The organism is Streptomyces sp. NPDC006450, assembly GCF_040612195.1.
Classification (GTDB): Bacteria; Actinomycetota; Actinomycetes; order Streptomycetales; family Streptomycetaceae; genus Streptomyces.
In genome coordinates, this window is the sequence record NZ_JBEXPT010000149.1 from 1 (window position 1) to 14,243 (window position 14,243).

The window sequence follows — 14,243 nt, forward strand, 5'->3', positions numbered from 1 at the left end:
CGGCCCCCCCCCGCGCCGGGGGGGGGGGTGTTTGTGCACCGCGGGGGGGGGGGGGGCGGGGGGGCGCCCCGGCCCCCCCCCCCACCCCCCGGTGCGATCACTACTGGTACTGCGGGTGCTGCAGGTACTTCAGGCGGTGCCCGGTCCTACTGGTTGATGCGCTTCGCGATCTCGGCGTCGGCGTCGGCGCCGGCCTTGGCCGCGTCCGTGCCGTTCAGGACCTTGGTCATGAAGTCCTTGACCGGGTTCGGCTCGGTCTCGACGTTCGCCCAGCCCGCGGTCACCGGGGTGATCTTGCCGTTGGCGCCGGCCTTGGCCATGGCCTCGGCGAAGGAGCCCGCCGGCGGGGTGAAGTTCGCGCCCACCTGGTTCGGGAGCAGCGCGCCCTTGGTCTCGGCGGCGTACTTGGTCATCTGGTCCTTGCCTGCGGCGAGGGCCAGCCACTCCTTGGCGAGGTCCTTGTTCTTGGAGCGCTCGGCGATCGCCAGGTTCGAGCCGCCGAGGAACACGGTGCCCGTCTTGTCGGCGGTCTTGCCCGGGATCGGGAAGTAGCCGAAGTCGGCTTCCTTGCCCGCGTCCTTCAGCGCCTTCTCCGCGCCGCCGGCCTCCCAGCCGAGACCGATCCAGGACGAGACGCCGCCCTTGGGAACGATGTCGGTGGACTGCTGCGGGGTCGCCTCGTCCTTGTCCTTCGGGGCGGTGGAGAAGGACTGGAGCTTCTTGTAGAAGTCCATCGCGGAGGCGGCCTGCGGGGTGGCGAGGCCACCCTTCCACTTGGCGCCGTCCTTGACGGCGAGGTCGCCGCCCTCGTCCCAGATGAAGCCCGCGAGGACGTACCAGCTCTGGCCGGGCAGGTAGATCGGCTGCGAGGCCGGGTCGGCCGCCTTCAGCTTCTCCAGACCGGCGACCCATTCGTCGCGGGTGGTCGGCGGGGTGACGCCGGCCTTCGCGTAGGCCTTCTTGTCATAGATGACGACGCGGTTGGCCGCGTACCACGGAGCGGAGTAGAGCTTGCCGTCCATCTCGGCCGAAGCCAGCATGCCCTTCGCCCAGGCGTCCGCGCCGAGCTTCGCCTTGTCCTTGGTCAGGTCGGCGAGGCCACCGGTGACCGCGTAACCCGCGGTCTGGGTGTTGCCGAGCTCCAGGACGTCCGGCGGGGTGTTCTCGGAGAGGGCCGTCGTGACCTTCTCCTGAATGCCCTTCCACTGCTGCGTTTCGACCTTGACCGTGACACCCGGGTGCTTGGCCGAGAACTCCGCGTTGACCGCGTCGATCCATGCCTTCGGTGCGGAGCCGTCCATCACCCAGACGGTGATCTCCTTGGCGCCACCCGCGTCGGCCTTCGCCTTGTCGTCGCCGCCGTTGCCGCACGCCGCGACTCCGACCATCATGCCCGCGACACTGACCGCCGCGATGAGCTTGCGCTTCACGCCACCCTCCTCAGGGATGCTGCCTGCAACTTCCCTTGCCCGCCGCGGTGACTCAAAAAGCACCAAGTACTGCCCGTGGGGCCGGGATCCGATCCATATTGGTGTAGACCAGTAGCTGGAGCTTGGCCTAGACCTTTAGGGGTGTCAAGGGTCTAATGAGCGGGTGATCGGTCCGTTATCGGACCGACACCTGGGGGAGGGAGGAGGCCTGCCCTCCCTCCCGTGTCACGATGTGACCGCACATATCGGAGGAGCCGGTGACGGCAACGAAACTGGAGTCGGGAAGGCGGGCGGCGATGGCCACCGAAGGGGCGATCACGGAGCCGGACAGCGGGGCGGCCACCCGCACGGCACGCGTGCCCAAGTACTACCGGCTCAAGCGCCACTTGCTCGATATGACCGAAACCCTTCCACCCGGCACGCCGGTGCCGCCCGAGCGCACGCTCGCGGCCGAGTTCGACACCTCCCGCACCACGGTGCGACAGGCTCTTCAGGAGCTCGTCGTCGAGGGCCGACTGGAGCGGATCCAGGGCAAGGGAACCTTCGTCGCCAAGCCGAAGGTCTCCCAGCCCCTCCAACTCTCCTCGTACACCGAGGACATGAGGGCGCAGGGCCTGGAACCCACCTCCCAGCTACTGGACATCGGCTACGTTACGGCCGACGACACCCTCGCCGGCCTCCTCAAGATCGCCACCGGTGGCCGGGTCCTGCGCATCGAACGCCTCCGCCTGGCCAGCGGAGAGCCGATGGCCATCGAGACCACGCACCTGTCGGCCAAGCGCTTCCCCGCGCTGCGCCGTTCGCTGGTCAAGTACACCTCCCTCTACACCGCCCTCGCCGAGGTGTACGACGTGCGCCTCGCCGAAGCGGAGGAGACCATCGAGACCTCGCTGGCCACCCCGCGGGAGGCCGGGCTGCTCGGCACCGACGTCGGGCTGCCGATGCTGCTGCTTTCCCGCCATTCGCTGGACACCGACGGGGAGCCCGTCGAGTGGGTGCGTTCCGTTTACCGCGGCGATCGTTACAAGTTCGTCGCCCGACTCCAGCGCCCCGTCGTCTGATTCGTAGTTGACTCTCGTTCCGCTATGCGGACGGGGGCTTACATCCAGCGGTCGAGCCCCCGTAGATTCCCTGCGCTTACGCAGATGATCGACGAGGGGACGACGGATCATGACGGAACCAGGACCGGAAGCAACACGGCCCGACGGCACGCAGCCGGAAGCGACACGGGCGGTACGGGACGCGGCGAGTCCGGGCATCACGCCGGGCTCGCCTTCTCCATCAGGGGGCATGTCCCCCAAGGCCGTGGCCGTATGGGTGCTCGTCGGGCTCGTCGGGGCCATCGGCTGGGGCGTGCTGGCCCTCTCGCGCGGCGAGGAGATCTCGGCCGCCTGGCTGCTCGCCGCGGCCCTGGGTTCGTACGCGATCGGCTACCGCTTCTACGCACGCTTCATCGCGAACCGCGTCCTGAAGGTGGACAAGACCCGCGCCACCCCTGCCGAACGCCTTGACAACGGTGTCGACTTCCACCCGACCGACCGGCGGGTGCTTTTCGGCCATCACTTCGCCGCCATCGCCGGCGCCGGACCGCTCGTGGGTCCCGTCCTCGCCTCACAGATGGGCTACCTGCCCGGCACCATCTGGATCGTCGTGGGCGTGATCTTCGCGGGCGCCGTCCAGGACATGGTCACGCTCTTCTTCTCCACCCGGCGCAACGGCCGTTCGCTCGGCCAGATGGCCCGGGACGAGATCGGCCCGGTCGGCGGCGCCGCCGCCCTGGTCGGCGTCTTCGCCATCATGATCATCCTGCTGGCCGTGCTGGCCCTGGTCATCGTCAACGCGCTGGCGCACTCCCCGTGGGGCGTCTTCTCCATCGGCATGACCATCCCGATCGCCCTCTTCATGGGCTTCTACCTGCGCGTCCTGCGCCCGGGCAAGGTCACCGAGGTCTCCGTCATCGGTGTCGCGCTGCTGCTGCTCGCCATCGTCGCGGGCGGCTGGGTCGCCGAGTCCTCCCTGGCGGACACCTTCACCCTGGAGAAGGAGACGCTGGTCATCTGGATGGTCGCCTACGGCTTCGTGGCGTCCGTCCTGCCGGTGTGGATGCTGCTCGCCCCGCGCGACTACCTCTCCACCTTCATGAAGGTGGGCACCATCGGGCTGCTGGCCCTCGGCGTGGTCATCGCCATGCCGACGCTGAAGATGCCCGCGATCACCGACTTCGCCTCGCGCGGCGACGGCCCGGTCTTCGCCGGCTCGATGTTCCCGTTCGTCTTCATCACCATCGCCTGCGGAGCCCTGTCCGGCTTCCACTCCCTGGTCTCCTCGGGCACCACCCCGAAGATGATCCAGAAGGAGACCCAGGTCAGGGTCATCGGCTACGGCGCGATGCTGACCGAGTCCTTCGTCGCCGTCATGGCGATCATCGCGGCCTGCATCATCGATCCGGGCCTGTACTTCGCCATCAACTCCCCCGGCGGGGTCGTCGGCGCCACCGTCGAGACGGCCTCCCAGGCCGTGACGAACTTCGGCTTCGCCATCTCCCCCGAGGCCCTCACCCAGGCCGCGAAGGACGTGGAGGAGACCAGCCTGCTGTCCCGTACGGGCGGCGCGCCGACCTTCGCACTCGGAATGTCGGAGATCTTCTCCGCCGTGATCGGCGGCGCCTCGATGAAGGCGTTCTGGTACCACTTCGCGATCATGTTCGAGGCCCTGTTCATCCTGACGACGGTCGACGCGGGCACCCGCGTGGGCCGCTTCATGCTGCAGGACACCCTCGGCAACGTGCACAAGTCCTTCAAGAACGTCAGCTGGAAGCCGGGCGTCTGGTTCGCCAGCGCGATCGTCGTCGGCGGCTGGGGCTACTTCCTGTGGGTCGGCGTCAAGGACCCGCTGGGCGGCATCAACCAGCTCTTCCCGCTGTTCGGCATCGCGAACCAGCTCCTCGCGGCGGTCGCCCTGGCCGTCTGCACCACCCTGCTGATCAAGTCGGGCCGGCTCAAGTGGGCCTGGGTGACGGGCGTTCCGCTGGCCTGGGACCTCGCCGTCACGCTCACCGCCAGCTACCAGAAGATCTTCTCCGACAACCCGAAGATCGGCTTCTTCGCGCAGCGGGACGTGTACCAGGACGGCATCGACGCCGGCAAGGTCCTCAAGCCCGCCAAGAACATGGACGAGATGCACACCGTGGTCACCAACGCCACGGTGGACGGCGTCCTGTCGGTGTTCTTCGCCCTGCTGATCATCATCGTGCTGGTGGACGCGGCCCGGACCTGTTTCAAGGCCATCCGCAAGCCCGAGTCGGTCACCCTGGTCGAGGTCCCGTGGACCGAGTCGAAGATCGTCGCCCCGGCCGGTCTCATCCCGACCGCCGAGGAGCGCGCGGAGCTCGCGGAGGCCGGCCTCGACTCGGGCGGGGGCCGCACCAAGGACGCCGTGCGAGAACCGGCGTGACGCGCCTGCGCCACGCGCTGGGCCGGGCCCGGTACTTCGTACGGGAGTTCTCGGGCGAGGCGGCCTACGACCGCTACGTCGCCCACGCCCGCTCGCACGACCCCGACGCCGAGGTCCCCTCGCGCCGGGCCTTCGAGCGGGCCCGTACGGACGCCCGCGAGGGCGATCCGCGCGAAGGGTTCCGCTGCTGCTGAACCGCGCCGCCGAACGGCTGCGGCCCGACCGCCGCCGCTGAACCAGTGGGCCGACAAGGGCCGCCGCGCTCCCGCCGTCCCGGCGGGAGCGCGGCGGCCCTTTCCGCGTCCCGTCCGTCCTGTCGCACACTCGGAGCCATGGACATCATCATCAGGACGGCGGCGGTCGCCGAATACGAAGAGCTCGCCGAGATCACCGCACGGGCCTACCTCGACGACGGACTGCTGGACTTCGCCGAGGAGGACCCCTACCTGAGCCGGCTGCGCGACGTCGCCGGCCGGGCCCCCGACGGCGAGGTGCTCGTCGCGGAGTACGAGGGAACGCTGCTCGGCGGTGTGACCTTCGCCCCTCCCGGCAGCCCGCTGTGCGATATCGCGGGCCCCGGCGAGGCGGAGTTCCGGATGCTGGCCGTCTCCCCGGCGGCGCGCGGACGCGGCGCGGGCGAGGCCCTCGTACGGGCCTGCGTGAGCCGCGCCCGGGAGGTGGAGGGCGTGAGCCACCTGGTGCTGTCGACCACGGAGAAGATGCTCGGGGCGCACCGGATCTACGACCGGCTGGGCTTCGTACGGACGCCGGAGCGCGACTGGTACCCCGTTCCGGGCCTGCCCCTGCTCACCTACCGCCTGGAGCTCTAGCGGCGCACCCCCTGCGGGGAGCGACACAACATGTGGGGGCTACCGCAAGCACGGGCCCCCACATGTATGCTCATGCTCGCTGTCGCCGCAGGGGAATCCGGTGAGAATCCGGAACTGTCCCGCAACGGTATGAAATGCACCGACCCGTTCGGTGCGTCACAAGTCCGAGGACCTGTCGACAGTGCGCCCGGCTCGACCGAACCGGGTGCCGACACGTCCGGGCCTCGCGGTTGGGCCGGTGGACGCCACGTGGCGCATGCGCACGGCCCTGCCAGGCACGCGCTCCCCACGTGCGCCCCCTCGCGCCCCGCACCAACGGTGTCCCGGAGCCGAGCGAGGGAGAGCTCCCCCCGTGACCATCGCGCCTTCCGCACCGCGCGCCGCGTCCGACCCGTCCGCCTACACCACCGAGGCCGGGGGTCCTGGGGCCGCACTCCTGCGCACGCTCACCGAGCTGACCGCCGACCTGCCCGACACCGACCCCGGCCGGGTCGCCGCCGCCGCGCTGCGCGGCCGCAGCGCCGCCGCCGACGAGGCGGAGCTCCGTACGCTCGCCACCGAGGCGGCCGCCGGGCTGATCTCCGAGGACCCGGCCTACTCCCGCCTCGCCGCCCGCCTGCTGACGCTGGCCGTGCGCGACGAGGCCGCCGGCCAGGGCGCCACCTCCTTCTCCGGCTCCGTCGAGGTCGGCCACCGCGAGGGGCTGATCGCCGACCGCACCGCAGACTTCGTACGCCTGCACGCGAACCGGCTCGACGCACTGGTCGAACACGCCCTCGTCGAGGGCGCCGACGACCGCTTCGGCTTCTTCGGCCTGCGCACCCTGCACAGCCGCTACCTGCTGCGGCACCCGATCACCCGCCAGGTCATCGAGACCCCGCAGTTCTTCATGCTGCGCGTGGCCTGCGGCCTCGCGCAGACGGGGTCCGATGCGGAAACGGGGTCGGTCCAGGCCGTCGAGGAAGTGGCCTCGCTGTACCGGCTGATGAGCCGCCTCGACTACCTGCCCTCCTCCCCCACCCTCTTCAACTCCGGCACCCGGCACCCGCAGATGTCCTCCTGCTACCTGCTGGACTCCCCGCTGGACGAGCTCGACTCGATCTACGACCGCTACCACCAGATCGCGCGCCTCTCCAAGCACGCCGGCGGCATCGGCCTCTCGTACTCCCGCATCCGCGCCCGCGGTTCACTGATCCGCGGTACGAACGGCCACTCCAACGGCATCGTGCCGTTCCTGAAGACCCTCGACGCCTCCGTCGCCGCCGTGAACCAGGGCGGCCGCCGCAAGGGCGCCGCCGCGGTCTACCTGGAGACCTGGCACGCGGACATCGAGGAGTTCCTGGAGCTCCGCGACAACACCGGTGAGGACCAGCGCCGTACGCACAACCTGAACCTGGCCCACTGGGTGCCGGACGAGTTCATGCGCCGCGTGAACGCCGACGCCGACTGGTCGCTGTTCTCCCCGGCCGACGTCCCCGAGCTGGTCGACCTGTGGGGCGACGCGTTCGACGCCGCCTACCGCAAGGCCGAGGAGTCGGGCCTGGCCCGCAAGAGCATGCCCGCCCGCGACCTGTACGGCCGGATGATGCGCACCCTCGCGCAGACCGGCCAGGGCTGGATGACCTTCAAGGACGCCTCCAACCGCACGGCGAACCAGACCGCCGAGCCGGGCACGGTCGTCCACTCCTCGAACCTGTGCACCGAGATCATCGAGGTCACCAACGACGGCGAGACGGCCGTCTGCAACCTCGGCTCGATCAACCTCGGCGCCTTCGTCGTGGACGGCGAGATCGACTGGGAGCGGATCGACGAGACCGTCCGCACCGCGGTCACCTTCCTCGACCGCGTCGTGGACATCAACTTCTACCCGACCGAGCAGGCCGGCCGCTCCAACGCCCGCTGGCGTCCGGTGGGCCTGGGCGCGATGGGCCTCCAGGACGTCTTCTTCCAGCTGAAGCTGCCCTTCGACTCCCCCGAGGCGAAGGCCCTGTCCACCAAGCTCTCCGAGCGCATCATGCTCGCGGCGTACGAGGCCTCGTGCGACCTGGCCGAGCGCAGCGGCCCGCTCCCCGCGTGGGAGCGGACCCGCACCGCCCGCGGCGTCCTGCACCCCGACCACTACGACGTCGAGCTGAACTGGCCGGAGCGCTGGGACGCGCTGCGCGCCCGGGTCGCGAAGACCGGCATGCGCAACTCCCTGCTCCTCGCGATCGCCCCGACGGCGACCATCGCCTCCATCGCGGGCGTCTACGAGTGCATCGAGCCGCAGGTCTCCAACCTCTTCAAGCGCGAGACCCTGAGCGGGGAGTTCCTCCAGGTCAACGGCTACCTGGTGCAGGAGCTCAAGCGGCTCGGCGTCTGGGACGCCCAGACCCGCGAGGCGCTGCGCGAGTCCTCCGGCTCGGTCCAGGGCTTCGGCTGGATCCCGGCGGAGGTGCGCGAGCTGTACCGCACGGCGTGGGAGATCCCGCAGCGCGGACTGATCGACATGGCGGCGGCCCGTACGCCGTTCCTGGACCAGTCCCAGTCGCTGAACCTGTTCCTGGAGACGCCCACCATCGGCAAGCTCAGCTCGATGTACGCGTACGCCTGGAAGCAGGGCCTGAAGACCACGTACTACCTGCGTTCCCGCCCCGCGACGAAGATCGCCCGCGCCGCCTCCGGCAGCACGGTCCCGGCGGCCGCCACCCCGCTCCCGCAGGCCGTCGACGCCGACGCGCTGGCCTGCTCCCTTGAGAACCCCGAGTCCTGCGAGGCCTGCCAGTAATGAGCTCCACCCACAAGAACCTGCTCGACCCGGGCTTCGAACTGACGCTGCGCCCCATGCGCTACCCGGACTTCTACGAGCGCTACCGGGACGCGATCAAGAACACCTGGACCGTCGAGGAGGTCGACCTCCACTCGGACGTCGCGGACCTCGCGAAGCTGACGCCCGCCGAGCAGCACATGATCGGCCGCCTGGTCGCGTTCTTCGCGACGGGCGACTCGATCGTCTCGAACAACCTCGTGCTGACCCTGTACAAGCACATCAACTCCCCGGAGGCGCGCCTGTACCTGTCGCGCCAGCTCTTCGAGGAGGCCGTGCACGTCCAGTTCTACCTGACGCTGCTCGACACCTACCTGCCCGACCCGGACGACCGCGCGGCCGCCTTCGACGCCGTCGAGGAGATCCCGTCGATCCGCGAGAAGGCGCAGTTCTGCTTCCGCTGGATGGACTCGGTCGAGAAGATCGACCGCCTGGAGACGGCCGCCGACCGGCGCCGCTTCCTGCTGAACCTGATCTGCTTCGCCGCGTGCATCGAGGGCCTGTTCTTCTACGGGGCGTTCGCGTACGTGTACTGGTTCCGCTCGCGCGGCCTGCTGCACGGTCTGGCGACGGGCACCAACTGGGTGTTCCGGGACGAGACCTGCCACATGAACTTCGCGTTCGAGGTCGTGGACACGGTCCGCAAGGAGGAGCCGGAGCTCTTCGACGAAGCCCTCCAGCAGCAGGTCGTCGACATGCTGAAGGAGGCCGTGGAGGCGGAGCTGCAGTTCGGCCGCGACCTCTGCGGTGACGGCCTGCCGGGCATGAACACCGAGTCGATGCGCGAGTACCTGGAGTGCGTCGCGGACCAGCGCCTGGTCCGCCTCGGCTTCCCGCCCGTCTACGGCTCGCAGAACCCGTTCACCTTCATGGAGCTCCAGGGCGTCCAGGAGCTGACGAACTTCTTCGAGCGCCGCCCGTCGGCCTACCAGGTCGCGGTCGAGGGCACGGTCGACCTGGACGAGGACTTCTAGGTCCGACGCGGTCCGCACGGTTGTGCAGCGCCCCCGTCCCCGGGAGAGCGACTCGGTCCGCCGGGTCCGGGGCGGGGGCGCTCCGCCGTGGGCGGCGTCGGGCCGGATCACCGTCCGGGGGCGTGCCGCACGGCCATGCGGAGCGTGCGCGTCCGGGCGGGCCGGTGCTGGTGCCGCGGGGGCCGGTCTGCCTGCCGGGCCGCGCGGATCTGGCGGTCGAGGCGGCGTTCGCGCGCGGTTCCGTAGAGGGCGGGGCCCAGGAGCAGGGCGGCGACGGCGAGGACGACGAGGTAGTCGAGGAGCGTGTTCATGACTCCACTCTCGCCAGGACGGCCGGAACCGGACAGTGGCAGGACTGTCATGGAAGAGCGAATTACTGCCACACTGGAGACATGCTGAAGCCTTCCCCCCTCAACAACGTGGCCGTGGCCGTGGTGAACGGGGTCACCCCCTTCGAGATGGGCATCTTCTGCGAGGTCTTCGGGGTCGACCGCAGCGCCACGGGCCTGCCGACCTACGATTTCGCCGTCTGCGCGATGGAGGACAACCCGATCACCGTGGGCGACGGCCACTACCGCCTCACGCTCCCCCACGGACCCGAGCGGCTGGAGGAGGCGGACCTGATCTGCCTGCCCGCCGACCGCGAGGCCCCCACCCGCATCTACCCGGAGCCGCTCCTGGAGGCCCTGCGGCGGGCCGTGGACCGGGGCGCGCGGGTGCTGAGCGTCTGCAGCGGGGCCTTCATGCTGGGCGCGGCCGGGCTGCTGGACGACCGGCGCTGCACCACGCACTGGATGCACGCCCCGGCCCTGCAACGCCGCTTCCCGCAGGCGAGGGTCGACCCGGACGTGCTCTACGTGGACGAGGGCCAGGTCATCACCTCGGCCGGCACCGCCTCCGGAATCGACGCGTGCCTGCACCTCGTCCGGCAGGAGCAGGGCGCGGAGGTGGCCAACACCATCGCCCGGCGGATGGTCGTACCGCCGCACCGGGACGGCGGGCAGGCGCAGTACATCCAGCGCCCGCTGCCGCGCACCTCCTGCGACACGGTGGGCGAGGTGATCGGCTGGATGGCCCGCCACCTGGAGGAGGAGATCACGGTCGAGCAGCTCGCGGAGCGGGCCCACATGTCCGCGCGGACCTTCGCCCGCCGCTTCCTCCAGGAGACGGGGACCACCCCGTACCAGTGGGTGCTGCGCCAGCGCGTCCTGCTGGCGCAGGAGCTGCTGGAGGCCACCGACGAGACGGTGGACGCGATCGCCGGCCGGTGCGGCTTCGGCACTGCGGCGGCCCTGCGCCACCACTTCCTGCGGACCCTGAACACCACCCCGAACGCCTTCCGGCGCACCTTCCGGGGCCCGGCCGCGGCCTGAGGGCCGACCGGCGGCCGACGGGCGGCCCGCGGGTGTCGCACTCCCGGACCTTGATCATTTTCGATAGGCTTTGGAGGTTCGCACCAAGGTCGGACCAGACAGGGGCTCTCATGACGCGCCGGAGCGACATCGGCTGGGACTAGCGCCCGCCGCTCACGCGAAGGGCGCCCCGCTCCTGACCGGAGCGGGGCGCCCTTCGTCGTCTGTGGGGCGGGGGCTACGCGTTCGGAACGGTCTCGTAGCGGGCGGTGCCCTCTTCCATCTGCCGCAGCGCGTCCTTGCGGTCCCGCTTCGAGAGCCGGTCGATGTACAGGTAGCCGTACAGGTGGTCGGTCTCGTGCTGGAGGCAGCGCGCGAAGTAGCCGGTGCCCCGCACCTTGATCGGGTTGCCCTGCGCGTCCTGGCCGGTCACCTCGGCGTAGTCCGGGCGGGCCAGCGAGGCGTAGGCGGTCGGGACCGACAGGCAGCCCTCGTTGGAGTCGTCCAGGATCCGGGCACCGGCCGGCAGCTCGACGAGCTTGGGGTTGACCACCACGCCCGTGTGCCGGTTGCCGTCGTCGTCCGGGCAGTCGTAGACGAAGACCTTGGCGTCGACGCCGATCTGGTTCGCGGCGAGGCCCACGCCCTCGGCGGCCTTCTGGCTGGCGAACATGTCGTCGATCAGCTGCGCCAGCTCGTCGCCGAACTCGGTGACGTCCTTGCACTCCCGGTGCAGGACCGGGTTGCCGACCACCGTGATGGGGCGGGCGGTGCCGCGCTCGCGGTGGGCGAGCTCGCGCGCCTCACAGTCCTCGGTGTCGACGACGTACCCGTCGTTCACTCCACCGACCTCGACAACGTCGTTCTCCTGCTGCGCCATGTCCGCCGTACGCCTTCCGTAATTCCACCAGTCACCGATGTGCCGGTACAGACTACGGCCCCGGCTCAGCAGACTTCTTCGAGATCCCGCCACTCCCGGCTGTCCGGACTGTCCGCGACCCAGCCGTCGAGCAGCCCGCGCACCAGGCCGGCCGGCGCCGCGATCCCGCACTCCCGCTCGGGCACCCACAGGGAACCGGACCCGGTCGTACGGTGCCCCAGCGGGCCGGGGTGGCCCGGTTCGCTGTGGTCGTGCGGGTCCAGGTGCTCGCCGTCGCCCTCGCCGCTCGGCATCGCGCTCTCCGAGCAGGTCCGGCACAGCAGCCGCACCGAGGAGGACCAGTCCTCGGCGGCGAAGCCGGCGTCGGAGGCCAGCTGCTCCAGGGCGTTGCGGTCGGCCTCGGTAGCCGCCTCCAGGAGCACCACCCAGGTCGGCACCGGGGAGGGCGCCCACAGCTCGATCTCGTCGAACACGGGGTACGAGGGCCCGGCCGCGGTGACGCGCTCGCCGTGCGGCACCCCGTCGTGCAGGACGACCTCGCCCCAGCGCCGCCCCGAGGAGGGCAGCGGGATCGACAGGACCTCCATGCGGGCCGGGTCCAGCCGGCGGCCCCAGACCACCTCGGCCTCGCCCTCGGGCGACAGCCGTACGGCCGCGCTCCCGAGCTCCATGCCGACCGGTTCGCCGTGCGCGTGAGCGCCCGCGCCCGCGCCGTGCGGGTCTCCGGGAACCTTCAGCCCGTACGCCTGCCATGCGCGGCGGGCCAGCGGCCAGTCCTGCAGTGCGGTCGCGGCGATGCCGACGTTCCACCAGTCCGGGGCGCCGGTCTCCCGGTCGAGCAGGGCCACGGCACGCAGCCCGGCGGCCCGCGCCTGCTCCCAGTCGTGGCGGAACTTGTGGAGCAGCGCCAGGTTGAACCAGGACTCGGACAGCCAGGGTTCCAGGTCCGCCGCTCTGGTCAGGAGCGCGCCCGCGTCCTCGTACCGACCGTCGCCGATCAGCGTGAACGCGCGGTCGGTGGCCTGCCGCCACGAGGCGGAGGGCCGATGCCGTACCTTCCCGAAGATCCTCACGATTCCCGCCTGCCGGACACTCTTGCTCGGGACACTCCTGCTGCGAACACTCCTCCTGGGAACACTCTCACTGGCATCCAACCATGCCCACTCGGACGGCCGCTCATTACCCATGGGTTACCCAGGCGGGACGGGTACGACTCTGGCACGTCCGCCCCGGGCGAGCACCCTGGCGAGACACTCCACGACTTCCGGCTGGTAGTCGTGCCCGGTGCCCAGCCGCAGCCGCTCCAGCGCCTCCAATGAGCCGCCCGGGTGACGGGCGCCGCCGACGAGGTCGTCGTACGCGTTGACCGCGCGCACGATCCGGGCGGCGACGGGCTGGTCGCGGTACGGGTCCGCCTGCAGCTCCACCACCACCGCGACCTCGGCCGGGACCCCCGTCTGGCGGGCCACCTCCCCGCCGAGCCCGGCGATCCGGCGGGCCTCGGCCTCGGGCAGCTCGGCGGTGGCCCCGGCCGGGACCGGGTCGACGAGGGAGAGCTGCCCGATGTCGTGCATGAGGGCGGCGTACTCCAGCACCCTGAGCTCCCGCTCGGAGAGGCCCAGCTCCCGTCCCACGGCGCAGCTGAGGGCGGCGACCCGGCGGGAGTGGCCGGGCCGTGTGTAGCCGGCGATCTCGGTCGCACGGGCGAGGGAGGTGATGGTCTGGCGGTAGGTGGTGCGGATGGCGGTGATCCGGTGGAAGGACATCTGGGTCAGGAGCAGCGGCACGCTGAAGACGGGCACCGCCCAGAGGCCGGCGACCGCGACGCCGAGGGCCATGACCACGCCCGTGGCGCAGATCGCGGAGCCGATGCCCAGCTGGGCGCGGAGCTCGTCGCGGAGCAGCGGGGCGAACGGCCAGCCGGTGCGGGACCCGGCCAGCGCGGCGCCGAGGACCGCGTCGCACAGGGCCGTGAGCCCGAGGACGAGGACCAGGAAGAGCGCGAGGTACGGGCCCTGGCCGACCCATTGCTCCAGCCGCCCGGAGTTGTAGAGCGGCTGGAAGCAGACGGCGGCGAAGGTGACGGTGAGGACGCGGCGGGCCAAGTGGTCGAGGGCGGGTCCGCGGCCCCGGGCGATGTGCGGGACGATCCCGAGGAGCGCGGCCGTGACGGCGACGGCGACGATCTGCAGGACCCCGTGGTGGGTGGCGGCCCCGGCGTTCTGCCCGAGCAGGGCGTACGCGAGCGCCCCGGCGGATCCGAGCGGCGCGGGCTGCTGGTGGGCGGCGCCGCCGCTGTCCCGGCGGGCCAGCTCCCCGATGGTGATCAGGGTGCCGAAGACGAGGGCGGTGCCCGGATCGAGCAGGCCGTTCCACACGGTGTGCCCGAGCGCGGCCACGGTCAGCACCCCGGCGGCCCCGCGCACGATGCCGACGGTCCGGCCCCTCACGCCTTCGCCCCCGTGGCGGGGGCGGACGGGGAGCCGGGGGCTCCCGGCGCCTCCCCGCCGGCCGTTGC

12 protein-coding genes and 1 riboswitch are annotated in these 14,243 nt (G+C 71.0%); of the genes, 7 read left to right on the forward strand and 5 right to left on the reverse strand.

Going from position 1 to position 14,243, the window contains the following annotated elements:
* Window positions 1-146: 146 nt before the first annotated feature.
* Window positions 147-1,430 carry an extracellular solute-binding protein gene (locus ABZY57_RS29115; RefSeq protein WP_356516933.1) on the reverse strand — a complete coding sequence of 428 codons (1,284 nt, stop codon included), beginning with the start codon at window positions 1,428-1,430 and terminating at the stop codon, window positions 147-149.
* Window positions 1,431-1,726: 296 nt separating this feature from the next.
* Here ABZY57_RS29115 and ABZY57_RS29120 point away from each other — a divergent pair, with 296 nt between their 5' ends.
* The 6 genes from ABZY57_RS29120 to ABZY57_RS29145 all read left to right on the forward strand — a co-directional run bounded on the left by ABZY57_RS29120 (window position 1,727) and on the right by ABZY57_RS29145 (window position 9,493).
* Window positions 1,727-2,491 (forward strand): GntR family transcriptional regulator, encoded by a 765-nt coding sequence (locus tag ABZY57_RS29120; RefSeq protein WP_356516953.1) that lies wholly within the window; start codon window positions 1,727-1,729, stop codon window positions 2,489-2,491.
* Between the two features lie 229 nt (window positions 2,492-2,720).
* Window positions 2,721-4,883, forward strand: coding sequence for a carbon starvation CstA family protein (locus ABZY57_RS29125; protein WP_356516935.1), 2,163 nt, complete (start codon window positions 2,721-2,723; stop codon window positions 4,881-4,883).
* Window positions 4,880-5,077: a YbdD/YjiX family protein gene (locus tag ABZY57_RS29130; RefSeq protein WP_356516937.1), complete on the forward strand. Its 198-nt coding sequence runs from the start codon at window positions 4,880-4,882 to the stop codon at window positions 5,075-5,077. Before ABZY57_RS29125 ends, ABZY57_RS29130 begins: the two co-directional genes overlap by 4 nt.
* Before the next feature lie 138 nt (window positions 5,078-5,215).
* Window positions 5,216-5,713 carry a GNAT family N-acetyltransferase gene (locus ABZY57_RS29135; RefSeq protein ID WP_356516939.1) on the forward strand — a complete coding sequence of 166 codons (498 nt, stop codon included), beginning with the start codon at window positions 5,216-5,218 and terminating at the stop codon, window positions 5,711-5,713.
* A 91-nt stretch (window positions 5,714-5,804) separates the two neighbouring features.
* A riboswitch (cobalamin riboswitch) is annotated at window positions 5,805-5,886 on the forward strand.
* A gap of 179 nt (window positions 5,887-6,065) precedes the next feature.
* Window positions 6,066-8,480 carry a ribonucleoside-diphosphate reductase subunit alpha gene (locus ABZY57_RS29140; protein ID WP_356516941.1) on the forward strand — a complete coding sequence of 805 codons (2,415 nt, stop codon included), beginning with the start codon at window positions 6,066-6,068 and terminating at the stop codon, window positions 8,478-8,480.
* Entirely contained in the window at window positions 8,480-9,493 is a 1,014-nt protein-coding gene (locus ABZY57_RS29145; RefSeq protein ID WP_356516943.1) for a ribonucleotide-diphosphate reductase subunit beta, read from the forward strand. The genes ABZY57_RS29140 and ABZY57_RS29145 overlap by 1 nt, the downstream gene beginning before the upstream one ends.
* A 107-nt stretch (window positions 9,494-9,600) precedes the next feature.
* Here the strand turns inward: ABZY57_RS29145 and ABZY57_RS29150 are convergent, their stop codons facing one another.
* The gene (locus tag ABZY57_RS29150; protein ID WP_356516945.1) at window positions 9,601-9,804 is read right to left on the reverse strand and encodes a hypothetical protein; all 204 of its coding nucleotides are present in this window, start codon (window positions 9,802-9,804) and stop codon (window positions 9,601-9,603) included.
* Window positions 9,805-9,885: 81 nt separating this feature from the next.
* On the opposite strand from ABZY57_RS29150, the gene ABZY57_RS29155 reads away from it, so the two are divergent.
* Complete coding sequence (locus ABZY57_RS29155; protein ID WP_356516947.1) at window positions 9,886-10,866, forward strand: helix-turn-helix domain-containing protein; 981 nt, start codon at window positions 9,886-9,888, stop codon at window positions 10,864-10,866.
* Window positions 10,867-11,083: 217 nt separating this feature from the next.
* Here ABZY57_RS29155 and def read toward each other — a convergent pair whose 3' ends face one another.
* The 3 genes from def to ABZY57_RS29170 form a co-directional block, all read right to left on the reverse strand.
* The gene (gene def / locus ABZY57_RS29160) at window positions 11,084-11,725 is read right to left on the reverse strand and encodes a peptide deformylase (RefSeq protein WP_356516949.1); all 642 of its coding nucleotides are present in this window, start codon (window positions 11,723-11,725) and stop codon (window positions 11,084-11,086) included.
* Window positions 11,726-11,790: 65 nt separating this feature from the next.
* Complete coding sequence (locus tag ABZY57_RS29165; RefSeq protein ID WP_356516951.1) at window positions 11,791-12,798, reverse strand: hypothetical protein; 1,008 nt, start codon at window positions 12,796-12,798, stop codon at window positions 11,791-11,793.
* Between the two features lie 117 nt (window positions 12,799-12,915).
* Window positions 12,916-14,154 (reverse strand): HD domain-containing protein, encoded by a 1,239-nt coding sequence (locus tag ABZY57_RS29170; protein ID WP_356516955.1) that lies wholly within the window; start codon window positions 14,152-14,154, stop codon window positions 12,916-12,918.
* Window positions 14,155-14,243: the final 89 nt, after the last annotated feature.